The sequence below is a fragment of the Exilibacterium tricleocarpae genome (assembly GCF_007004655.1).
GTDB lineage: Bacteria > Pseudomonadota > Gammaproteobacteria > Pseudomonadales > Cellvibrionaceae > Exilibacterium > Exilibacterium tricleocarpae.
Window position 1 is genome coordinate 173,416 of record NZ_ML660092.1, and the last position, 23,816, is coordinate 197,231.

At 59.2% G+C, this 23,816-nt stretch carries 19 protein-coding genes; 8 read left to right on the forward strand and 11 right to left on the reverse strand.

Features of this window, described 5'->3' with window-relative positions:
• Positions 1-248: 248 nt before the first annotated feature.
• From FKG94_RS10865 to msrB, 8 genes are all read left to right on the forward strand, one after another.
• Complete coding sequence (locus tag FKG94_RS10865) at positions 249-1,283, forward strand: rod shape-determining protein (RefSeq protein WP_142904422.1); 1,035 nt, start codon at positions 249-251, stop codon at positions 1,281-1,283.
• Between the two features lie 311 nt (positions 1,284-1,594).
• Positions 1,595-2,413 carry a rod shape-determining protein MreC gene (mreC, locus tag FKG94_RS10870; RefSeq protein ID WP_218943500.1) on the forward strand — a complete coding sequence of 273 codons (819 nt, stop codon included), beginning with the start codon at positions 1,595-1,597 and terminating at the stop codon, positions 2,411-2,413.
• Positions 2,414-2,421: 8 nt separating this feature from the next.
• Complete coding sequence (gene mreD / locus FKG94_RS10875; RefSeq protein WP_142904260.1) at positions 2,422-2,901, forward strand: rod shape-determining protein MreD; 480 nt, start codon at positions 2,422-2,424, stop codon at positions 2,899-2,901.
• Positions 2,898-3,494 carry a Maf family protein gene (locus FKG94_RS10880; RefSeq protein ID WP_142904261.1) on the forward strand — a complete coding sequence of 199 codons (597 nt, stop codon included), beginning with the start codon at positions 2,898-2,900 and terminating at the stop codon, positions 3,492-3,494. Before mreD ends, FKG94_RS10880 begins: the two co-directional genes overlap by 4 nt.
• A gap of 52 nt (positions 3,495-3,546) precedes the next feature.
• Entirely contained in the window at positions 3,547-5,025 is a 1,479-nt protein-coding gene (rng, locus tag FKG94_RS10885; RefSeq protein WP_142904262.1) for a ribonuclease G, read from the forward strand.
• Between the two features lie 109 nt (positions 5,026-5,134).
• Positions 5,135-9,187, forward strand: coding sequence for a YhdP family protein (locus tag FKG94_RS10890; protein ID WP_142904263.1), 4,053 nt, complete (start codon positions 5,135-5,137; stop codon positions 9,185-9,187).
• Positions 9,187-10,026, forward strand: a complete 840-nt coding sequence (locus FKG94_RS10895) for a carbon-nitrogen hydrolase family protein (protein ID WP_142904264.1) — start codon at positions 9,187-9,189, stop codon at positions 10,024-10,026. Before FKG94_RS10890 ends, FKG94_RS10895 begins: the two co-directional genes overlap by 1 nt.
• 570 nt (positions 10,027-10,596) lie before the next feature.
• The gene (msrB, locus tag FKG94_RS10900) at positions 10,597-11,130 is read left to right on the forward strand and encodes a peptide-methionine (R)-S-oxide reductase MsrB (RefSeq protein WP_142904265.1); all 534 of its coding nucleotides are present in this window, start codon (positions 10,597-10,599) and stop codon (positions 11,128-11,130) included.
• Positions 11,131-11,185: 55 nt separating this feature from the next.
• Here the strand turns inward: msrB and FKG94_RS10905 are convergent, their stop codons facing one another.
• From FKG94_RS10905 to lptC, 11 genes are all read right to left on the reverse strand, one after another.
• Complete coding sequence (locus FKG94_RS10905) at positions 11,186-15,124, reverse strand: leucine-rich repeat domain-containing protein (RefSeq protein ID WP_142904266.1); 3,939 nt, start codon at positions 15,122-15,124, stop codon at positions 11,186-11,188.
• 343 nt (positions 15,125-15,467) lie between these two features.
• Complete coding sequence (yjgA, locus tag FKG94_RS10910) at positions 15,468-15,986, reverse strand: ribosome biogenesis factor YjgA (protein ID WP_142904267.1); 519 nt, start codon at positions 15,984-15,986, stop codon at positions 15,468-15,470.
• A 96-nt stretch (positions 15,987-16,082) separates the two neighbouring features.
• Positions 16,083-17,447: a magnesium transporter gene (gene mgtE / locus FKG94_RS10915; protein ID WP_142904268.1), complete on the reverse strand. Its 1,365-nt coding sequence runs from the start codon at positions 17,445-17,447 to the stop codon at positions 16,083-16,085.
• Between the two features lie 76 nt (positions 17,448-17,523).
• On the reverse strand, positions 17,524-17,793 hold the full coding sequence (locus FKG94_RS10920) for an HPr family phosphocarrier protein (protein WP_142904269.1): 270 nt from the start codon (positions 17,791-17,793) through the stop codon (positions 17,524-17,526).
• A 181-nt stretch (positions 17,794-17,974) separates the two neighbouring features.
• Positions 17,975-18,841: an RNase adapter RapZ gene (gene rapZ / locus FKG94_RS10925; protein ID WP_142904270.1), complete on the reverse strand. Its 867-nt coding sequence runs from the start codon at positions 18,839-18,841 to the stop codon at positions 17,975-17,977.
• Positions 18,842-19,039: 198 nt separating this feature from the next.
• Positions 19,040-19,492: a PTS IIA-like nitrogen regulatory protein PtsN gene (gene ptsN / locus FKG94_RS10930; RefSeq protein ID WP_142904271.1), complete on the reverse strand. Its 453-nt coding sequence runs from the start codon at positions 19,490-19,492 to the stop codon at positions 19,040-19,042.
• 33 nt (positions 19,493-19,525) lie between these two features.
• A complete protein-coding gene (gene hpf / locus FKG94_RS10935) occupies positions 19,526-19,816 on the reverse strand; it encodes a ribosome hibernation-promoting factor, HPF/YfiA family (protein WP_142904272.1) in 291 nt (96 codons plus the stop codon).
• A gap of 73 nt (positions 19,817-19,889) precedes the next feature.
• Positions 19,890-21,434 (reverse strand): RNA polymerase factor sigma-54, encoded by a 1,545-nt coding sequence (locus FKG94_RS10940; protein WP_142904273.1) that lies wholly within the window; start codon positions 21,432-21,434, stop codon positions 19,890-19,892.
• Positions 21,435-21,847: 413 nt separating this feature from the next.
• Complete coding sequence (lptB, locus tag FKG94_RS10945; RefSeq protein WP_142904426.1) at positions 21,848-22,573, reverse strand: LPS export ABC transporter ATP-binding protein; 726 nt, start codon at positions 22,571-22,573, stop codon at positions 21,848-21,850.
• Between the two features lie 101 nt (positions 22,574-22,674).
• Positions 22,675-23,238, reverse strand: a complete 564-nt coding sequence (gene lptA, locus FKG94_RS10950) for a lipopolysaccharide transport periplasmic protein LptA (RefSeq protein ID WP_142904274.1) — start codon at positions 23,236-23,238, stop codon at positions 22,675-22,677.
• Complete coding sequence (gene lptC, locus FKG94_RS10955; RefSeq protein WP_142904275.1) at positions 23,225-23,815, reverse strand: LPS export ABC transporter periplasmic protein LptC; 591 nt, start codon at positions 23,813-23,815, stop codon at positions 23,225-23,227. The genes lptA and lptC overlap by 14 nt, the downstream gene beginning before the upstream one ends.
• Between the last annotated feature and the right edge of the window lies 1 nt (position 23,816).

The window sequence follows — 23,816 nt, forward strand, 5'->3', positions numbered from 1 at the left end:
TCGGCCTGTTTACCCGCCGCCAACGGCGGGTCCGGCGACAGTGGGACGGTGGCAGAACGGTGCCAAATTGCACAAGTGCGATCCGGGTCGAAATTTGCGGCTCGACGGCGCTTCTTCTATAAAGACAGCGTTTCTCCCGTTTATAAGGTTATCTTCTGATCCATCGGGACGGTGCAGCACACCGGAAAAACCGGTTAAGTGGATACCTCAGGTGCATTATTACTAAAAGGTTTAAATAACACATGCTATTGCCCAAGCGCCTGCGCGGCGTATTTTCGAACGATTTATCCATTGATCTGGGTACTGCCAATACACTGATATACGTGCGGGACAGCGGCATCGTTTTGGATGAACCCTCGGTGGTGGCGATTCGCCACCACAACGGCCAAAAGATTGTCGAGGCGGTCGGTGTGGAAGCCAAGCGGATGCTGGGGCGCACCCCGGGCAATATCACTGCGATCCGGCCGTTGAAAGATGGGGTTATTGCAGATTTTCAGGTGACCGAAAAGATGCTGCAGCATTTTATCAAAAAAGTGCACGAAAGCAGTTGGTTCCAGCCGAGCCCCAGGGTCCTGATCTGCGTGCCCTGCCTGTCCACGGAGGTTGAAAAACGCGCTATCCGGGAGTCGGCCATGGGCGCCGGGGCGCGGGAAGTGCGGTTGATCGAAGAGCCCATGGCCGCAGCCATCGGCGCCGGGTTGAAGGTAGAGGAAGCCCAAGGGTCGATGGTGGTGGATATCGGCGGCGGCACTACGGAAATTGCCATTATCTCACTCAACGGTGTGGTGTACTCCGATTCCGTGCGTATCGGCGGCGACCGGTTTGACGAGGCCATTGTGAACTACGTACGGCGCAACTACGGCAGCGTGATCGGCGATGCCACCGCCGAGCGCATCAAGCAGGAAGTCGGTTGTGCCTATGCCGGCAGCGAAGTGCGGGAGATCGATGTGCGCGGGCGCAATCTCGCAGAAGGGGTGCCGCGCAGCTTTACGCTCAACAGCGACGAGATTCTGGAGGCCCTGCAGGAGACCCTGGCGGGTATCGTGCAGGCGGTAAAAAGTGCGCTGGAGCAGTCGCCGCCGGAACTCGCCTCGGATATTGCCGAGAGCGGTATCGTGGTCACCGGCGGCGGCGCCCTGTTGCGCGACCTGGATCGGCTGCTGACCGAGGAGACCGGTCTGCCGGTGATTATCGCCGAAGACCCGCTCACCTGCGTGGCCCGCGGCGGCGGTCGCGCTATGGAATTGATGGATCGCCTCCATATCGATCTGCTGTCCAGCTAAACGATTACTGCTGCAACCGTCGCCCATCTGCAGGATGCCTGATATTCAGTGCCGTGGTCCCCGGTGGTAGGCTGCCCTTGTTTGGAGTGAGAGTTGGAGTGATAGTTGGGTCGAGGGTTGGGTCGAGGGTTGGGTCGAGGGTTGGGTCGAGAGTTGGGTTGACAGTGCCGGGTTTCGATTCTGGGTGTTCGGTGCTGTTTTTAGTACTGTTTTTAGCACTGTAGCTATCAGTGTTGTGATTATCCGTGCCAGGGTTGTTCAGAGCACGGGGAGGGTCCGCTATTAAGCCGCTGTTTACCAAAGGCCCGTCCATGGCCTCCCGCGTTTTTGGTTTTGGCCTGGCTGCGCTGTTACTGATAGTGGTAAATATCTATACCGACTGGCTCGATCCCGTGCGGGCCAAGCTCGGGGTTATCGCCACTCCGTTTTACTGGTTTACCGATCTGCCCGAACGTTTCGGTGGCTGGTCACAGGATGCGCTGCGCAGCCGTGAATCCCTGCAACAGGAAAACGCCGCCCTGAACGCGGAGTTGTTGATTCTTAAACGCAAACTGCAGCAGATGGCGTCGTTGACCGCCGAAAACCTGCGCCTGCGACAACTGATGAACTCCGCCGAGATGGTCCAGGACCGGGTGCTGGTGGCGGAGCTGATTGGCATTTCTCCCGATCCCCTGGCCCACAAGGTCGTTATCAACAAGGGCGCTGAGCAGGGCGTGTATCCGGGCCAGCCACTGCTGGATGCATTCGGCCTGATGGGGCAGGTGGTGGCGGTGAGTCCCTATTCCAGCGAGGTGCTGCTGATCACCGACAGCACTCACGCCCTGCCGGTGCAGGTCAACCGCAACGGCGTGCGCGCGGTGGCCGAAGGTGTCGGCGATTTATACCAACTGAAGCTGCGCCATGTATCCGGCACCGTCGACATTCGCGCCGGCGACCTGTTGGTCAGTTCCGGACTCGGGCAGCGCTTCCCGGTGGGCTATCCGGTGGCCGAGGTGGAATCGGTGGAGCACGATCCCGGCCGGCCGTTTGTTACCGTGAATGCCAGACCTAAAGCCCAGCTCAACCGCAGCCGTCATGTGCTGTTGGTGTTCAGTCGGCAGACGGACACCGGTGTCCGGAGCGGCGGTTAGTGGACTCGGTGCGCAGCCAAAATCGCTGGCTGGTTGCGGTGCTGTTTCTCGGTGGCCTGGTGCTGGCCGTTTTCCCCCTGCCGTATGAACTGCGCTGGTTGCGGCCGGAGTTCACCGCCATGCTGGTGATCTATTGGATTACCGTTATGCCACAGCAATTTGGTGCCGGGTTGGCCTGGTGTGTGGGTATCCTGCAGGATGTGGTGGAGGGCGTAGTGTTGGGCGAGCACGCCCTGGCGCTCGTACTAGTGGCCTATGTGTGCCAACTTTCCTATCAACGCATCCGCAGTTATGCCGTCTGGCAGCAATCGGCGTGGGTGTTTGTGTTGGTGGGCATTCACCAACTTTTCAGCAACTGGGTACACAGCCTGCTGGGGTATTCGGCGCCGCCGCTGTTGTTTCTGTCGCCGGCATTTATGAGTGCGCTGTTGTGGCCTGTGGCTATTTTGCTGCTGGAGCGGCTGCGGTTGCGCTACCGGGTGACATGACAGACGCGCACAGGTCCTCATCGCAGACCCTCTACCTGGCCTCCAAGTCTCCCCGGCGGCGTGAACTTTTGCGCCAGATCGGCGTCCCTTTTCAAATAGTCAGTGTCGATGTGCCGGAAATTCACGAGCCGGGCGAAGCGCCTGAGACCTATGTGGCACGCCTCGCTGCGGCCAAGGCTCGCGCCGGTAACCGCGCCGTGACCCTGGGGGCCGACACTATCGTCGTGTGTGACGAGCGGGTGTTGGAGAAGCCGGTGGATGAAGCCGACGCGCTGGCCATGCTGATGCAGCTTTCCGGCCGCACCCACCAGGTAATGAGCGCCGTATCGCTGTATACGCCCGCCCGCCAACTGACCCGGACTTCGGTGACCGAGGTCCGGTTTCGCGTCCTCAGCCGTGCTGAGTGCAGCGCTTACTGGCGCACCGGTGAACCGCGAGACAAGGCCGGGGGCTACGCCATCCAGGGCTTGGGGGCGATCTTTGTGGCGTCTATCCAGGGCAGTTACAGTGGTGTCGTGGGGCTGCCGATCGAGCAGACCTGGGCGCTGTTAAAGGCGTTCGGGTTAACTTGGTGGCAGGGTGACGGCGGCTGAACGGGCGCATGTTGAAAGGAACAAAACGGGTGAAAGGAACAAGACGGGCATTATGAGCGAAGAAATACTGGTCAATGTGGCGCCCACGGAAACCCGCGCCGCGCTGGTGGAAAACGGCATGTTGCAGGAGGTGTATATCGAGCGCACCCAGCGCAAGGGGTTTGTCGGCAACATCTATTTCGGCAAGGTGGTGCGGGTGTTACCGGGTATGCAGGCGGCTTTTGTGGAAATCGGCCTGGAGCGGGCCGGCTTTATCCACGCCGCCGATATTGCCCCGCTGGATGAAGACGGTATGGAAGACCGCAAAGCCGAGGTGGCGGATATCCGCCTGCTGGTGCGCGAGGGACAGTCGCTGGTAGTACAGGTGACCAAAGACCCGATCGGCACCAAGGGCGCGCGGCTCACCACCCATTTGTCGGTGTCCGCCCGCTATCTGGTCTATATGCCCTATACCCGCCATATCGGTATTTCCACCCGCATCGAGGACGAGCAGGAACGGGAGCGGCTGAAGCTGCTGGTGCAGCAGGCAGTGACCGATTACCAACCCGAGTACAGTGGTGGATTTATCGTACGCACGGTGGCTGAAGGTGTCAGCGAAGATGAATTGCGTGCCGATATTCCCTTTTTATTCAAGTTGTGGGCGGATCTGGATGCCGCCATCGGGAAAGCCGACAAGCCGATGGTGATTCACGAAGACCTGCCGCTGTTTATGCGCACACTGCGGGACCTGGTCAAGCCGCATATCGAAAAGGTGAGAATCGATTCCCGCGAGGCCTACGGTAAAATGTCCGGTTTCGCCCAGCTCTATGCGCCGGAAATTCACGACCGCATCGAGCACTACCCCGGCGAGCGGCCGCTGTTCGATCTCTATGGGGTGGAGGATGAAATTCAAAAAGCCCTGGAAATCAAGGTCCAGTTGAAATCCGGCGGCTATCTGATCATCGAGCAGACGGAGGCCATGTCGACTATCGATGTCAACACCGGTGCCTTCGTCGGGCACCGCAATCTGGAAGAAACCATCTTCAAGACCAATTTGGAGGCGGCCACCGCCATCGCCCGGCAACTGCGCCTGCGCAATCTCGGCGGCATGATCATTATCGATTTTATCGATATGCGCGACCCCGAGCACCGGCGCCAGGTGTTGCGCACCCTGGAGAAGATGATGGAGAGAGATCACGCCAAAACCAGCATCACCGGCGTGTCGGAGCTGGGGCTGGTGGAGATGACGCGCAAGCGCACCCGCGAATCCCTGTGGCAGGTGATGTGTGAGCCCTGTCCTGTCTGTGGTGGTCGCGGCACGCTGAAATCGTCCGAAACCGTCTGTTACGAGGTATTCCGTGAAATATTGCGCGAGGCGCGCACCTACGACAACGAGAAATTTCTGGTGCTGGCCTCGCAGACGGTCATCGACCGGCTGCTCGATGAGGAATCGGCGAATGTCGCAGATTTGGAAGAATTTATTGGTCGTACCGTCCAATTTCAGGTGGAATCCATTTATAGTCAGGAGCAATACGACATAATTCCCGTCTAAGCATTAGCGGTATCCGGTTGCGTGGCTCCCCGGCGGGGGGCGGGTTGGGTTGAACACCCGCCGGGCAGCGGACCGCAGCGACTGGTAACTGGAGTCTAAAGCCTGAAATATGCCCAAATATATTCGCATTCTGGTGAAAAACTTTTGGCGTATCTTCGCCGTGATGCTGATTGCGAGTGCGGTGCTGGTGCAGTTGGGACGGGAGCTGTCGCCGCTGGTGGGTGACTACCGCGACTCCTTTAGTACCTATTTGTCCGAGACGCTGGGTGTCAATGTCACCATCGATGCACTGCAGGCTCAGTGGAGCGGCCTGACCCCGCAATTGCGCCTGAGCGGCCTGCAGCTCAGCAGCGACGACGACGTCGCCATTCTCTCTATTCGCGAAGCGACCGCCGAACTGGGATTACTGCGGTCTCTGTGGCAGTGGGAGCTGGCCTGGGGCCAGGTGTCGCTGGCCGACATTGAGGCTTCTTTTATACAGGCGGAGGACGGCGGCTGGGGTATTGCCGGCCTCGCGCAGACCACTGCCGCCGATACGTCCGCCACCATCGATGACCCATTGGATGTGTTCCTGCTCGGCCGGCATATCGAAATCCACCGCGCCATGCTGCGATTTGAATTTGTCACCGGTCACGAGACCGAGGTCGAGGTGCCCCATATCCTGCTGGAGAACAGCCGTACCTTCCACCGCCTGACGGCGGGGCTCACGCTCGACGGCCGGGCCGATACCGCGCGGCTGGTGCTCGAGGGCCGCGGTGATCCGCGCGATAAAGACAGTTTTCAAGCCCGGGGCTACCTGAAACTCCACAGCTTCCCGCTGGAAAAGCCCGTGGCTGCGCTGGCCCGACAGGTCTGGCAAAACCTGCCCGACGGCCAGTGGCGGGAAGGTCATACCCTGGACCTGGAGATGTGGATCGAAACCGCCGGCGGCGGCGGTTACGATCTGCAGGGGCTGATCAACATCGACGGCGTGCCCTGGGCACCGACATCCTACCCCGACGGACCGACCGAGCCCGGCCTGGATTTGCCGCAGCACCTATCCAGTGCGGTGACCGGGCGCTGGACCGGCGCCGGTGGCTGGCGCCTGGCCCTGCAGGATGCCCAACTCGCCTGGCCGGGCAATCGCTCGCCCAATTTTAATCTGGTGGTGAGCGCTGGACCGGACCAGTCGCTTAACGTGCAAACCGATAAGCTGGTGTTGGCGGACTGGCTGGCCCTGGCGTCGCGCCACGGCTATCTGCGGGGGCGCCTGGCGCAGGTGTTGGAGACGCTCGAGCCCCGCGGCGCGCTGCACCACGTGCAACTGCAACTGGACCTCGGCGGTGATGCCACGGATTTCACCTTGAAGGCCAACCTGGGCCAGGTGTCGGTAGCCGCCTGGCAGGGTGCACCGGCCCTGGAGCAGGTTGACGGCTATATCGAGGCCGGCAAACGCGGCGGTGTGGTGGAGCTGGATGCGCGCCAGGGCTTTTCCATGCACTACCCGACAATTTATACAGAGCCGCTGGCCTACCAGAGTGCCCACGGGCAGGTGGCCTGGCAGTTACGCCCTGAAAACAACAGCATCTACATCAACAGCGGTCCGCTGGCCATGCGGGGCGACGACGGCCTGGTGAATGGCTATTTTCACATTTACCTGCCCTGGGAAAAGGACACGGCGCCATCGAATATGACGCTGGTGATCGGGCTGCAGAACAGCGAAGCCAAATACCATAAAAAATACGTACCCTTTACTGTGGCGGAACCCCTGCGCGAATGGCTCGACCGCAGCCTCGGCAGCGGCCGTATTGAACAGGGCGGCTTTATCTATCAGGGTTCCCTGGCCAAGGGCAAGGGCGCCGGGCGGGCGCTGCAGCTGTATCTGGATATCAAAGACGCCACCCTGAATTACCACCCCGACTGGCCGGCGCTGACCGAGGTTGACGCCGTGCTCAATATGAACGATCTCAAGGTCGATGTGGCCGTGCAGGAGGCACGACTTTACGGCAGTCGCCTCGGCCCGACGCTGGTGGCGGTGGCCCCCAACCCGATGGGGCAGGGCAGCCTGCTCGGCGTCAAGGGCACGGTTGTCGGCGATGCTGCCGACGGTTTGCGGGTATTGCGCGAGAGCATGATCCGCCGCTACGTTGACGACAGTTTTGACCAGTGGCGCATGCAGGGCGATATGCGTGCGGATATCACCCTGTCGATTCCGCTGGTGGCGGGGGAGCCCGGCGAGTTGCATCAGGTGCGCGTGGACCTGGCCGATACCGACCTCAGTATGGACGAACTGAAGCTGGGCTTTACCGGCTTGCAGGGTCGCATCAACTACTCGTCAGTGGATGGCATCAAGGCGCAAAAGGTAAGCGGTGTCCTGTGGGACAAGCCGGTCAGTTTATCCATCGAGAATCCCGCCAATGCCGACGGCGGTCGCGATACGGTGGTCGATCTGCGCGGTAGTGTGGCCACGGAAACCCTCGCCCACTGGAGCCGGACCCCGGAGCTGTTATTTACCGAAGGCGATTTACCCTACCTGGCGCGGCTGCGCATACCGCCCCGGGACGCCGATCGGGATTACGACGCCCTGCTGAATGTCAGCTCGAATATGCAGGGCGTAGCGGTGGACCTGCCGGCGCCCTATGGCAAGCCGGCCGATACTGCCCGCCCGCTGCAGGTGCTGATCCCCATCCGCGACGGCGAGAGTCGCTACGATGTCCGCTATGGCGAACTGGCCCACGGCCTGTTTTTGGAGTCGGGGGGACGGATTGTCAAAGGCGCGGTGGGACTGGGCAGCAAAGCGGTGTTGCCGGCGGCGGCCGGTACCCTGGCGCTCACCGGCCGGGCGGGGGAGGTGATCTTCGACGAATGGGCTGAAGTGATTGAGCGCTACCAGGTATATGAAAGCCAGATTGCCGCGCTGGATCAAGCGGGGGAAGAGGGCGGCGCCAAACAGCAGGCGCAGGCTATCACTACCGAAGTCGATTTACTGATCGGTAACCTGAGGCTGTCCGACCTCGAACTGGAAGCCCTGCGGGTAAGCGGCAAGAGTCAGACCGATGGCTGGCGCCTGAAACTGGCCAACCAAACGCTGGCCGGCAACCTCGGTTGGTATGGCGATGAGCGGCCGCTGGCGTTGGAGCTGGAATATCTGCGGCTGCCTGCCGCCGAGGACGAGGGTGAGACGCAAAGCGACGCAGAAACAACGCGCAGCGATCCCCTGGCCGGGTGGAATCTCGACGAGGCGATCGCCGTGGATTTTTCCACCCGGGAATTTTCCATCGGCACCGATGATTACGGCTCCTGGTCTTTTTTACTCAGGCCCAGAGATAACGGTGTACTGGTGAGTGACCTGCGCGCCTCGGTCAGGGGGGCGGACATCCGCGGTATGCAGGATAACACCGGCGCCCGCCTGTTATGGCAACGCCGCGATGGCGGCCACGTCAGCCAGTTCAGCGGGCGTCTTATGGCGGCGGATTTGGGCGCGGTCCTGCAGCAGTGGCAGCAGCCAAAATTGATCGAGAGCACCTCTGCGGTGTTCGAGATGGACTTCGAATGGCCCGGTTCGCCGGCGGCTTTGGGTATCAAAGAGTTGTCGGGCAAACTGCGCAGTAAACTGACCAAGGGCCGTTTTATCAGCGGCGGCGGCACCGGCAACAATCCATTGTTGCGACTGCTGGGGCTGTTTAACTTCGACACCTGGGCACGACGCCTGAAGCTCGATTTCTCGGACCTGTTGAAAGACGGCATGGCCTACGATGAAATCAGCAGCGAGATGGAGTTTGATCAGGGCACGGTGTATCTGCTGGAGCCGATGCGCGTGAAAACCCCGTCGAGCAAACTGCAAATGGCGGGTACTATCGACCTCGATCACGAACAGCTCGATGCCACCCTGGTGGCGACCCTGCCGGTGGGCGGTAACCTTACTTTGCTGGCGGCTTTTGCGGCGGGGCTGCCCGCCGCCGCCGGGGTTTATGTGGCCAGCAAAATTTTCAAGAAGCAGGTCGATAAGGTGGCGAGTGTCAGCTACAGCATGAGCGGCGATTGGGGCGATCCGAAATTTCAGTTTGAACGCCTGTTTGACGACAAGGCGGCCAAGCGCGCCGGTGAGGATACCCGCAAAGAAGCGGAAACCAATGGCCAGACACCGCCGGCGCAAACCGAGCAGCGCGAGGGCAGTTCCTGATGCGCATTGCCGCGCTGCAGATGGTCAGTACACCGGTGCTGGCGGACAACCTGGCCGTCGCCGAACGGTTGCTTGCCGAAGCGGCAGACGGCGGCGCCGAACTGGCGGTCCTGCCGGAAAACTTCGCCGTGTTCGGCAAGCGCGACCTGTTGTCGGAGGGCGAAGCGGAGCGCCATAGCACAGGACCGATGCGCACTTACTTGCGCCGGTGCGCGCAACGGTTCGGACTCTGGTTAGTCGGCGGAACCCTACCTACCGTCGCCCCCCATGCCGGCGTGCAGCCGCCACCACAGCGGGTCTTTGCGGCGAGCTTCGTCATCAATGCGCAGGGCGAGGAGGTGGGTCGCTACGATAAGGTGCACTTGTTTGATGTCGATGTGAATGATGGCCAGGGCCGCTATCGGGAATCCGACACCTTCGCCCCGGGCAAGCGGCCGGAGGTGGTGGAGACACCCTGGGGCCGGTTGGGGGTGGCGGTTTGCTACGATCTGCGCTTCCCGGAGTACTTTCGCCTGCTGGTGGATGACGGGGCGGAGTTGATTGTGGTTCCCTCGGCCTTTACTTATGTGACCGGCAAGGCTCACTGGCAGATACTGATGCAGGCACGCGCTGTTGAAAACCTGTGTTATATGGCAGGTGCCTGCCAGGGCGGGCAACACGACAGCAAGCGGCGCACCTGGGGCGACTCCATGGTGGTCGATCCCTGGGGTGCCGTGTTGGCCCGTCGGCCCCAGGGCGAGGGCGTGGTGATCGCCGACATCGATTTTGGTGAAGTGGCCCGCCGGCGCGGCACTATGCCGGTGCACCGCCACCGCCGGTTTTCGATAGCGCCGCTGTAATCGCAGCGGCGGGGAATTTATTTTCTCCTGCAGTCTCTAAATGTTTTAGTGAGTGACGCTTAAGCGCGAGAGCGCTAACTGAGCGGTCTGGCCCGAATGGCACTTACTTAAGCTAATATATGCTAATTGACCGGTCTGGCTCTGGTTGAGGCCTTCAGAAACACGCCGTAAACTCGTCCCTGAGGGCTTCGCGACAGCATCCCTGCTGTCGAGAGTTTCTGAAGGCCTCAACCAGAGCCAGACCTCCCTTCAGCACGCTTAATCGAGGTCGATGTAGTTGTCGATGTAGTTGTCGATTTAGTTGTCGATTTAGTTGTCGATTTAGTTGCGGCGGCAATCGGTAGACTGATGCAAATACGCTCAAGGAAGTGCCAGTCCGGTCTGGCAGGCGAGTGGGCCTTCAGATTGGGTGGGGATGGATAACGGGGGGCAAACGGCCTTGAGCAAGTGCCGTGAGACTCTGTGGTTTACATTGTATTGTTCAGCGTGTTTTGTGCAGGTTGTATGGCTCAGTCTGCAGGGTTTGAGGTTTTACCGCAGAGGCTGCGGGCTGTATTGGAAACTAGTGTTATGATGATCCGTTTTTTCAAAATATTGTTGTTAATTGCCGTAATCGGAGGGGTAAGTGCCTGCACTCACGATCTGCAGGCGTCGGAAGCGGAGACTGTGCTGAGCCCCGCTGCCGCCAAACAGCTTATCGCGACCGGTCAGGACCTCGACACGATTCCCAAGCAGACCTGGCAGCAATTGCTGACCAAGGAGCAGTACCGCATTTTGTGGAAGAAGGGTACCGAGCGGGCGTTTACCGGCTCGCTTTTGAACAACAAAGTCAAAGGCACTTATGTGACAGCCGGCTGCCGGATTCCCGTGTTCCGCTCCGAGCACAAGTTTAAATCGGGCACCGGTTGGCCCAGTTTTTGGGAGGTGTTGGATAAGGACAATGTGATTTTGGAGAAAGACTTCAGTTGGGGTATGCGCCGGACTGAAGTGTTGTCCAAATGCGGCGAACACCTGGGGCATGTCTTTGAAGATGGACCCGCGCCCACCGGGCTGCGTTACTGCATCAACTCGGCGGCGCTGTTGTTTGTACCCGATGAACAGTAACCTGTGTTGCAACAGCCCCACCCCTGACCGGATGGTCCGGGGTGGGATGGCAAGCTTATTGACAGTTTGCCGGTCGGATCAGCTCCACACCGGGCGGCAGGCTCGATGCCAGCGCATCCAGATCCACGCAGGCCAGGTTGTCATTGCCCGACAGTGAAATTAAGCGGATTTCCTCCGATTGGGCAATGGACAACAGATCACTGATATTCACCAACTGGTTGTTATCCAGGTACAACTGCTCCAACTGGCGCGCTGCAATCAGACCCGTGGTGGTCGTCATGCCGTTGTCGCTGGCGTTGAGGTAATGCAGATTCTCTACCAGTGGCATCGACCAGTTGATATCGCCGCTGCCGGTGTTGGCGATATCCAGCCAGGTCAACGGCAGCTCGCTGAGCGTCTGCACAAGGACGTCGATGTTGGCGCTGAGCTGAATATCACTGAGGCCGACCCGTTGCAGCGCCGGGTTGTGGCGCAGGATTTCATTGAGTAGCCATAAATCGTCGACCGGTGTTTGGCCTTGATTTAAATTCAACGCCGTCAGTGCCCGCAACTCCCGCAACTCAAACAAACTGTGGACCCGGGTCTGGCTTAAGTCCAGGCGCTTGAGTGTATACGCCAGACCCTGCAGGGGGCCTATGGCTGTCAGGGGATTAACGCTGAGGTCCAGGGTGTGCAACCGGCTGAACTGGTCCAGCGGCACCGGTATTGCCTGCAGCCCGGTGTTGCCCAACTCGAGCGATACCAGGTTGGGGGAGAGATAACTGAACAGCGTCAGGGGATCGCTGAGCTGAAAGCCGTTAAAGCCCACCGCCGTCAGTTTCGGGTTATTGGCCAGTACCTGTTGCAGGACCCATTCCTGTTGCACCGGGTCCTCCGGTGCGCCGCTCCAGTCGATATCGTTTAACCGCAACTGACGCAGGGTTCGCAGCGGCAGGAGGTCCGGGAGATAATCCAACGTGGTGTCGCTGAGGTTGAGCACTTGCAGGGTGTCGGCCAATTCATACAGCGGACCCAGGTCGACGAGGGGGTTGCCGCTCAGATCGAGCGCCTGCAGTTGGCGGAACTCCATCAGGGGCACGGGCAGGCTCCGCAAGCCGGTGCGACTCAGCGCCAGGGATTCCAGATGGCGCGGCAGCGACTGAAACAGCGTTACCGGATCGCTGATAGTAAAACCGTTAAAGCCTACCTCGATCAGATGAACATTCGCGCTCAACACCTGATTGAGCTGCTGCTCCAGTTGCAGCGGATCGATCAAGGGGTCCTGCAACTGCATATCGTTCAAGCGCAGGCGGCGCAATGCGGTCAGGTCGGTTAACGCCGGCCATTGACCGACGCGGGTGTCGCTGAGGTCCAGGACCTGCAGCGTTTGTCCCAGCGCGGTCAGGGGGCCCCATTGAATCAGTGTGTTGCCGCTTAAGTCGAGGACCTGCAGGTGTGTAAACTGCGCCAACGGCAGCGGGCCGGGGGCGCCGTTCAGCCAGGTGCGGCTTAATTCCAACGACACCAGGCCGCGCGGCAGATGGTTAAACAGCGTAACGACATCACTGATCGGCACGCCGTTAAAACCGACGGTGTGCAGCGCCGGGTTATTGATCAGCACCTGGTGCAGGTGTTGCTCCAGTTGTTGCGGATTCACGAAGGGATCGTCGAGGTCGATGCTGTTCAAGCGCAGTTGTCGCAGTGCCCGCAGGCCCTGCAGGTCCGGCCAGTGCCGCAGGGTGGTATCGCTGAGGTCCAGCACCTGCAGGGTCTCCTCCAGACCGTGCAGCGGACCCAGGTCGCCGATCGGGTTGCCGCTCAGGTCGAGCACTTGCAGGCGGCTGAACTCGGCCAGCGGCACCGGCAGGGTGTGCAGGTTGGCCCGGCTTAACTCCAGCGACACCAGGTCGCGGGAGAGGTCCCGAAACAGCGTCAGGGGATCGCTGAGCTGAAAGCCGTTGAAGCCCACCGCCGTCAGTTTCGGGTTATTGGCCAGTACCTGCTGCAGGACCCATTCCTGTTGCACCGGGTCCTCCGGTGGGCCGCTCCAGTCGATATCGTTTAACCGCAACTGACGCAGGGCTCGCAGCGGCAGGAGGTCCGGGAGGTAATCCAAAGTGGTGTCGCTGAGGTTGAGCACTTGCAAGGTGTCGGCCAATTCATACAGCGGGCCCAGATCGACGAGGGGGTTGCCGCTCAGATCGAGCGCTTGCAGTTGGCGGAACTCCACCAGGGGCACGGGCAGGGTCTGCAAGCCGGTGCGACTCAGCGCCAGGGATTCCAGATGGCGCGGCAGCGATTGAAACAGCATTACCGGATCGCTGATAGTAAAACCGTTAAAGCCTACCTCGATCAAATGAACATTTGCGTTCAACACTTGGTTGAGTTGCTGTTCCAGTTGCAGCGGATCGATCAAGGGGTCCTGCAACTGCATATCGTTCAAGCGCAGGCGGCGCAATGCGGTCAGGTCGGTTAACGCCGGCCATTGATCGACGCGGGTGTCGCTGAGGTCCAGGACCTGCAGCGTTTGTCCCAGCGCGGTCAGGGGGCCCCATTGAATCAGTGTGTTGCCGCTTAAGTCGAGGACCTGCAGGTGTGTAAACTGCGCCAACGGCAGCGGGCCGGGGGCGCCGTTCAGCCAGGTGCGGCTTAATTCCAACGACACCAGGCCGCGCGGCAGATGGTTAAACAGCGTAACGACATCACTGATCGGCACGCCGTTAAAACCGACGGTGTGCAGCGCCGGGTTATTGATCAGCACCTGGTGCAGGTGTTGCTCCAGTTGTTGCGGATTCACGAAGGGATCGTCGAGGTCGATGCTGTTCAAGCGCAGTTGTCGCAGTGCCCGCAGGCCCTGCAGGTCCGGCCAGTGCCGCAGGGTGGTATCGCTGAGGTCCAGCACCTGCAGGGTCTCCTCCAGACCGTGCAGCGGACCCAGGTCGCCGATCGGGTTGCCGCTCAGGTCGAGCACTTGCAGGCGGCTGAACTCGGCCAGCGGCACCGGCAGGGTGTGCAGGTTGGCCCGGCTTAACTCCAGCGACACCAGGTCGCGGGAGAGGTCCCGAAACAGCGTCAGGGGATCGCTGAGCTGAAAGCCGTTGAAGCCCACCGCCGTCAGTTTCGGGTTATTGGCCAGTACCTGCTGCAGGACCCATTCCTGTTGCACCGGGTCCTCCGGTGGGCCGCTCCAGTCGATATCGTTTAACCGCAACTGACGCAGGGCTCGCAGCGGCAGGAGGTCCGGGAGGTAATCCAAAGTGGTGTCGCTGAGGTTGAGCACTTGCAAGGTGTCGGCCAATTCATACAGCGGACCCAGATCGACGAGGGGGTTGCCGCTCAGATCGAGCGCTTGCAGTTGGCGGAACTCCACCAGGGGCACGGGCAGGGTCTGCAAGCCGGTGCGACTCAGCGCCAGAGACGCCAGGGTGCGCGGCAGCGACTGAAACAGCGTTACCGGATCGCTGATACGGAACCCGTTGAGCCCAAGCCACGCAAGCCCCTGGTTGTTGCCCACTATACGGTTGAGGGACTGTTCTATTTGATAATTGTCCAAGGAAGGATCGGTTATTTGGGTGTCGTTCAATAACAGGCGGACCAACCGATGCAGTCTTTCCAATTCATAAAGGTTCGACAAGGTGGCGCCACTCAAAATGACTTCTCTGAGTGTATGCTCCAGGCCCGCTAGCGAGCCCAGATCGGCCAGTGGGTTATCACTCAAATCCAACTTGACCAGGTTGGGTAGCTGATCCAAACCAAAGGCAGCGGCAATACCGCGATCCGGACAGATCAATTGATCCACATCTTCCGCCCACTGCCAACCTTGCGCGACCACCTGCTCCTGAAAGCACGCCTGTAGTTGCGGGTCCGGGAATTGCGGCAGCGGGGCGCGGGCCCCCGCCTGGGCATTGCAGGCGGCGAACAACACAGTGCAGCCCAGTATCCTGGTCAGAGTGTCAGTGAGCGTACGATGTTGCAAATGAGTAAGCAGGTTCTTTACTGGCTGTGTTGAAAACATGGCGGCATTCTCCTTATTGTTCGCCTAGTGATACAAGCCTTATTGATTGTGTGAGAGGACACTGTTTGATATCTGCCGGGCCACCATAGCATCAGTGTTATTCGCCTCTCTGCCGCCTCTCTGCGGCCGGCAGTTGCAAACAGTTTCAAGCAATTTGAGGAGTTTTCGAACGTTGTGCTTTACAGCTCGATGCACTGACGTCGAGCCGGAATAACATCACAATTTTGAGGGCCGATCAAATATATTTTGCTGTTATGTATGTTTCACAATAGCATTAACAGGTAAGAAGTTTTATCCACAATATTTTCTGCGCAGTGAAAAAAATATTTTCACTTGACAAAAATTACATCTCCCCGATCACTTCCAGTAAGTAGCGAAAGAGCTTGCGCGCCTGCGCGGGTGGCTTATTGTGCGCCTTTTCCTTGCTCGCGCCACGTACCAACTGGCGCAGGTGTTGGCTGTCGCCGTGGGGATATTCCTGTAAAAAAACAGTCACTGCGGGATTACCCTCGGCGATCAGTCGGTCCCGCCATTGCTCTGTCAGGTGTTGCCGGCGTATGTGGTGATGGTTTTTTTCCATCAGTGCTTTATATGCACTGTCGATTGCCGTGACATCGGTGTTGCGCATAAGCTTGCCGATAAACTGCAGTTGCCGGCGCTTACCCTCGCGGTGTCTGATCCTGCGCGCCTGGTGAATGGCCTCGGCCAACTCGCCTTCGAGCGGAATCTGCGCCAACTGCTTGTCGCTGAGGCCAACCAGGGCGGTACCCAGGTCTTGCAGAGCCTGCATTTCTTTTTTGAGCTGGGTTTTACTTTTCGGTTGTGTCTCTTCGGCAGAGAATTCGTCGTTATTGCTGGACATAGTTATCGCTGGGTCTGGTTATCGTTGAATATAGCTGTCTTTGGGTATGATGATCGTCGCTTACAGGCGCAGCCGCTTGGCAACGGTCCGTTTTGATCAGGCGTAAAAATAGGTGGCCAGGCCCAGGAAGGCCAGAAAACCCACTACATCGGTCACCGTGGTCAGGGCGACGCCGCCGGCCAGGGCCGGGTCGACTTTGACACTCTTCAACAACACCGGCAACAAGGCGCCGGCCAGCGCCGCAGTGAGGATATTGATAACCATGGCGGCGGCGATAATAACGGCGATCGTGTAGTCCTCGAACCATACCGACACCACCACTCCCATGACCAGGGCCCAGAGCAAACCGTTGATCATGCCGGCGGAGAACTCCCGGGACAACAGCCAGCGCAGGTTGTTGCGGCCGATTTGCCCGAGGGCCATGCCGCGGATCACCACGGTCAGGGTCTGGCTGCCGGCGACGCCGCCCATGCTGGCGACAATCGGCATCAGGATGGCCAGCGCCACCACTTTATCGATGGTCTCCTCGAAGATATTGATGACCGCCGAGGCGATAATGGCGGTGATCAGGTTCACACCGAGCCAGATCGCCCGGCGCGGCGTGGTGCGCATCAGCGGGGCAAACGTATCTTCTTCCTCGTCCAGCCCCGCCAGGCTCATCAACGAGTGATCGGCGTCTTCGCGGATCACATCGACGACATCGTCGATGGTAATGCGCCCGAGCAGTTTGCCGCCGGCGTCGACCACCGGTGCCGACACCCAGTCGTGGCGCTCGAACAGGCTGGCGACTTCGCTGTCGGCCAGGGTGGCGGGAATGGCTTCGGCTTCGGTATCCATAATTTCCCGCACCGTCACGCCGGGGTCGGTGGTGAGCAGTTTGCCGAGCGGCAACAGGCCCAAAAACTCATCCTGGCGGTTGACCACGATCAGGCTGTCGGTGGACTCGGGTATTTCGTCGTGACGGCGCAGATAACGCAGCACGACATCCAGCGTGAGGCGCGGGCGAACGGTGATGGTATCGGTGTTCATCAGGCCGCCGGCGGTATCCTCGGCGTAGGTGAGCACTGATTCCACCCGCCGGCGGTCCTGGTCGCTCATGGCCGACAGCACTTCCTGAATGACCTGGTCGGGCAACTGCTGCAGAATATCGGCGATATCGTCGGTATCCATACCCTCGGTAATTTCCACCACCTCCTGGGTGTCCATATGCCGCAGGAACTGACTCTGCACATCGTCAGACAACTCCTGCAATACTTCGCCTTCGATCTCGCGGTCGACAAGGCGCCACAGGGCGCGGCGGGTTTGCGGGGGAGAGGATTCCAGCAGGTGAGCGATCTTAACCGGTGTCAGACCGTTCAGCATGCGTCTGACTTGTTTGAAAGTACCGCTGTCCAATGCTTCGTAAAGCTCGCCGAGTTGGGCCTGGGTCTGGGCGTGCAATTGTTCGGCGGATGGTTGCATGGGCGATCGATCGTCGGCGGTGGCGGTGCCCGTAGTTTACTTGGGCGCGGTGGTTTATTCTAGGCGCCGGCGCTGTTTACTCGCCTTCACCGAAGCGGTCGCCGATAAGGCTTGCCAGCGCCTCCCAGGCGGCCTGTTCGTCGTGGCCGTCGATAGTCAGTTCCAGTTCGGTGCCCTGGCAGGCGGCCAGCAACATCAGCGACATAACGCTCTTGCCGTCGACCATTTTACCGTCCATACCCGCTTCGATCCGGCTGCTGAAGCGGCCGGCCTCGCCGGCGAACTTGGCAGCGGCCCGCGCGTGCAGGCCCAGCTTGTTGATAATGGTAATACGCTGTTTGATCATGTGGTTCCTGTAACCGGGCCGCGCCGATTGTTAACCGGACTGCGCCGATTGCTAAGCGGACCGCGCCGACTGTGTTTTTGCGCCGACCGTTTTTACGACGGCTGTTTCTACACCGACTGTTTCTGTTCCGACTGTCTCTGTTCCGACTATTTCTGTTCCGACTATTTCTGTTCCGACAACGTTAGGGTTGTTGGTTGAGTTCCCGGTGGCGAACCAACACATTGCCCTGCTGCTCGGAAAACAGTTTACCCAGTTGTTCAACCAGGTAGACCGAGCGGTGTTGGCCCCCGGTGCAACCGATGGCGATAGTGATATAGCTGCGGTTGTTGGCCTCGAAGTGGGGTAGCCAGCGGTTGAGATAGGCGCTGATATCGGCCTGCATATCCGCTACCAGCGGATGTTCCTCCAGGAATGCAATAACTTCGCTATCGCAGCCGGTGAGCGAGCGCAGTTGGGGTTTCCAGTAAGGGTTGGGCAGGCAGCGAACGTCGAATACCAGATCGGCGTCCACCGGCACGCCGCGCTTAAACCCGAACGACTCGAACAACACCGCCATACCGTTGGGGTCGGTGCCGACGATGCGTGTTTTGACCAGATCGCGCAGTTGATGCAGGGTCAGGTTGCTGGTGTCGATCACCAGGTCTGCCACATCGACGATAGGTTCCAACAGGCGCCGCTCAGTGGCAATGGCCTCGCGCAGGTCGGTGGACTCATCGCTCAACGGGTGTTTGCGGCGCGTCTCGCTGAAACGCTGGATCAGCGTCGGGCTGCGCGCATCGAGAAACAGCACCTCCACCGTTAGCCCGGGTTGCCTGGTGTCGGCGATAAGCTGAGGAAATTTTTGCAGGTCGCTCCAGGTGTTGCGGGCATCGATACTGACGGCAAAGCGCAGGTCCTCGGCCCGCTCCCGCTGATTGACCTCCTCGATCAGCGCCGGCAGCAGGCTGGCGGGCAGATTGTCGACGCAGTTAAAACCTACATCTTCGAGTACGTGAAGAGCAGTACTCTTGCCTGAACCGGAACGTCCCGAAATCACCACCAAACGCATGTCGTCGATTTCCTGTCGCTATATTTGTTGTCGGATATGCCAGCCGGGCCGGCAAAAAAATACCGTAGTTTACCCCGGTGACAGTTGTATGACGGCAGTCTCCTTTTGCCCGGTTTCTGTCTATTACCGGATGTCTACTGATACGGGTGTCTGTCAATAATAGATGCTTACTTACCGGGCATCCGCCCGATTGGTCTCTTACCAGGCCTCAAGCGCCGCTTGATACAGTGCCTGATCGGTCTCAGCCCGGCGCAGCCTGTTGCAGTAGTCCCGATTGCTAAGTCGCTCCGCCAACGCCGCCAGGGTCTGCAGGTGCGCCTCCTGAGCCTCCTCGGGAACCAGTAGCACAAAGACGATATCCACCGGTTCGTTGTCGATGGCGTCGTAGTCGACCGGCTTTGCCAGCGTGATCAGCCCGCCCACGGTGCCGGTGCAGTTTTCGATGCGGCAGTGGGGAATCGCTATGCCCTTGCCGATTCCCGTCGAGCCCAGACGCTCTCTGGCGATCAGGTGACCGAACAGGTCGCGGGTGCCGAGCATGGGCAGGTCCCGGCTCATAAGTCCGGCCAGCGCTTCGAGAACCCGCTTTTTGCTGATGCCTGCAACCCGGCACTGGGTGCGGCGGGGCGCGAGAATGGACTCTATCTGCATACGGTTGCCACTAGGTTGCAAATAATGGTACTGCTAACGATGGTTGCGTAGTTTTTCTTTGTGCTTGATCAATTGGCGATCGAGCTTGTCGGCCAGCATATCGATGGCGGCATACATATCTTCGGACTCTGAGTTGGCGAAAAACTCTTTACCACTGACATGTACCGACGCCTCGGCTTTCTGTATCAGTTTATCAACAGAGAGGATGACATTGGTACTGGTTATGCGGTCGTGGTGTCTACTCAGCTTTTCCAGCCGGTTATTGACATAGTCGTTCAACGCGGGGGTAACGTCGATATGGTGTCCGCTGATGGTGATATGCATGCGCAGTTCCTCTTGTCTTTGGCACGGATGAAATCATCACCGGTGGTTGCCAACCGGCCACCGGTGTTGTCTGTCAGACTAAGCGTTTGCGTTCGTTCGAGGCCGGTATACCCAGTGACTCGCGGTATTTGGCGATGGTGCGGCGTGCGACCTTGATACCCTGGTCTGCCAGCAAGGTGGTTATTTTGCTGTCGCTCAAGGGTTTTTTCGGATTTTCTGCCGCCACCAGCTTGCGGATGATGGCGCGGATGGCGGTGGATGAGCACTCGCCGCCGGAGTCGGTACTGACGTGACTCGAAAAGAAATACTTGAGTTCAAAAATACCCTGTGGCGTGTGCATATACTTTTGCGTAGTGACGCGGGAGATTGTCGATTCGTGCATGCCGACGTCCTCGGCTACATCGTGCAGTACCAGGGGCTTCATGGCCTCGGCGCCGAAATCGAGAAAGCCGCGTTGCTTTTCCACAATGCAACTGGCCACTTTGAGCAGGGTTTCATTGCGGCTTTGCAGGCTCTTCAGAAACCAGCGGGCCTCCTGCAGGTTGTCGCGTAAAAAAGTGTTGTCGGTGCTGGTGTCGGCACGCTTCACCAGCGACGCGTAGTCCGGGTTGATCCGAATGCGCGGGGCGATATCCGGGTTCAGTTGCACGCTCCAGCGGTCTTCCTGCTTGGAGACGAACACATCCGGCACGACATACTCGATATCCCCGCTGCTGATGCTGTCACCGGGGCGCGGATTGAGACGTTGAATCAGTTGCACGGCGTCGCGCAACTCGGGTTCTTTGAGCTTGGCGCGGCGCATCAACTGTTTGTAGTCACGGCTGCCGAGCAGGCCGAGATAGTCGCTGACAATCAGCTTGGCAGCATCCAGCAGCGGTGTATCCGCGGGCAGTTGGCGCAATTGCAGCAGCAGGCATTCAGATAAGTCCTGGCTGGCGACGCCGACCGGGTCAAACTGTTGGACCCGGTGCAGCACGGCCATCACCTCATCCAATTCCAGTTCTTCGAAAGTGGCTTGCAGGCCCTGGTAAATCTCCTCGATAGTTATGGTCAGCATGCCACTGGCATCGACGGCGTCGATAATGGCCGTGGCGATCAGGCGGTCGGAATCCGACATGGGGGTCAGATTGAGCTGCCAGGTCAGGTGGTCCTGAAGTGAATCTGTGGTGCCGCGACGGGTTTCAAAATCGTTGTCGTCGCCGTCGCTCGGCAGGCTGCTGCCCGATGAAGTGGTCTGATAGACATCTTCCCAGCTCGTGTCCACCGGCAGGTCGTTTGGGATCTCCTCGTTCCAGTCACCGTCGGCAGTGTCTTCCGGGGTTGCGCCGCTGTCTTCGCTGGCCGCCGTGCCGGGTTCAGTGGTGTCGGCGGTGGGGTTGTCAGTATCGTTGTTGGTATCGGTGTCGTTCTTGGGTGCCTCGCCGTTGAGTCCGGACGCGTCCTCGGCGGTGCTGCTGTGTTCTTCCTCGTTTACCTCCAGCATCGGATTGGTATCCAACGCCTCCTGGATTTCTTGTTGCAGGTCAAGGGTAGACAGTTGCAGCAGGCGAATCGCCTGCTGCAACTGCGGCGTCATGGTGAGCTGTTGTCCAATCTTTAACTGGAGCGACTGTTTCATATGTGATACAACGACGGCTAATCTCTGGGGTGTTGATGAAATCAGAGATACCAAGTTTAGACAGGCTGAAGCACATAGGCAATATTGACAAGCAAACTTTATGCCTGAATTCGGTATATATTTCAGACCTTTGGCACGCAAAGCAGTGCCGGTGCCGGAATCAGGTGCCGGGCGCGGTCTTGGAAGGCGTCTCCCTCAGGCGATTCTCTATACTGACCTTCAACTTTCTTCCCAATCGCTTTTTTAAAAACCCCGATAACCCGACCTCGAGTGCCCCGTTCTCAAACACAGGGGTGTTATAAAGCACCAGTGTTATGGGTAATCAGATGTCCGCCAACAGTCGCTGGCTTGCTACCGCGTCAGCTGCGATCTCAGGCTGTCGTGTGAACTGCAAAAAGGGTTACAAACATGAACTACAACGTGAATTGATTGCCCAGATAAACTTCGCGAACCTTGCGGTTGCTGAGCACGGTTTGCGGGTCGCCCTCGGCGATAATATGACCCTCGCTGACGATATAGGCTTTTTCACAAATATCCAGTGTTTCGCGCACGTTGTGGTCGGTGATCAACACGCCGATATTGCGCTCTTTCAAATGCTGGATAATGTGTTTGATATCGCTCACGGAAATGGGATCGACGCCGGCAAAAGGTTCATCGAGCAGGATAAAACCCGGTTCGGTGGCCAGGGCCCGGGCGATCTCCACGCGCCGGCGCTCGCCGCCGGACAGCGCCATACCGAGGCTGTCCCTGAGATGGTCGATGTGAAACTCATTCAATAACTCGTCGAGCTTGGTCAGGCGCTGGTGGCGCTGCAAATCCCGGCGTGTCTCCAGAATACCCAGAATATTGTCGGCCACGCTCAGTTTGCGAAATACCGACGCTTCCTGGGGCAAATAACCGAGGCCGGCGCGCGCCCGGCCGTGCATGGGCAGGCGGGTGATATCCTGTCCGTTGATAATCACCTGGCCGCGATCGGCGGGCACCAGGCCGGCAATCATATAGAAGCACGTGGTCTTGCCGGCGCCGTTGGGGCCGAGCAGACCCACTATCTGTCCCCGACTCACCACCAGCGAGACATCGATGACGACCTGGCGGCCTTTGTAGCTTTTGGCCAGGTGCATGGCGCTGAGTGAAGGCAGCTCGGAGGTCGACATCCGGGTATCGGCGGCGGGGGCGTCCACTGCTGCGGTGCTGTCGGCCTGGGGTGGTGAGAGCTGCACCTCGGGTGTCGTATCGCTCATCAGTTGTCGTCGGACTCCGAGGGCGGGGTTTGCGGCGGGATCACAATCTGAATGCGTTGATTCTCAGTCTTGGTGGGGTCGCCGATGGCGACCACAATGGCGTCTTTGATATTGTAGTCGATGCGGTCGCCGCTCATGGTGCTGCCGTCCTGCTCCAGCGAGGCGTTTTCCAGCAGTTGCAGCTCTTCCTGATCGACCCGGTATTCGATGGTGTTGCCCTCGGCGGTCACCAACTGCTGGTCGAGAGCCGGTTGCTGCTGAAAATGCGCCGGCTGGCCGACAGCGATAATGCGGCTGACTTTCCTGTTGACACTGTGGACCGTAAGTTTGTCGGCGGTAATGCGCAACGTGCCCTGGTCCATCTGCACGGCACCCTCATAGATGGTGACGCCGTTTCTTTCATCCAACTGCGCGCGATCGGACTGAATGGTGATCTTCTGCTGGCGGTCGCTTGGCAGTGCCTGGCCCGCTGCGCACAGACCCAGGCCCAATGCCAGTGTCAGCACCCACCCCGTACCTCTGGTTAGGTATAGCTTGTTACCCTGGTTCTTACCTCGGTTCATGCACGCCTCGCACTCGTGACAACAGTTCTATGCGGTCCTGATCGAAATACGCTTTCATACCGATGGCGTCTACCTCGCCGTCGGCGCCGAGCATTCTAACAGGTTTGTCCGTCTCGGCGTATTGGTCGTCTGGTCTTACGACCAGTTTTGGCGTCGTCAGTTCGGATTGTAATTGTTCATCGACGTTCTTTTGCCATACGCGTACGTCTTGCGTCAGCGTGATGACCTGGCCCAGGGCATCGGTATGTCCTTCTCGGGCGCGGACATAGCGTGGCGGGCCCTCATTGTTGTAGAAAATGAAATAGGGTGTGGTTATCTCGGTGTAGTCGCCGGCGGTTTGTCTGCCGGGCTTGCGTTGAAAGTGGTCCGACCGCTCGGCGTTGAAGCGGTAATTGACGGTGCCTTGCTCGTCAAATTGCACTACCTCTACACCAGTCAGGTAAATACTGGGGTAGGTGGCGGCCGGCGCCGGCTCCGCCGGCGCACCCAGCAGATCGGTCGGCGGCGACTCCCAGAGCAGGACGACCGCCAGTGTCAGGGCGGCAAACACGGCTAGTGACAGCCAGTGGCGCGGCATG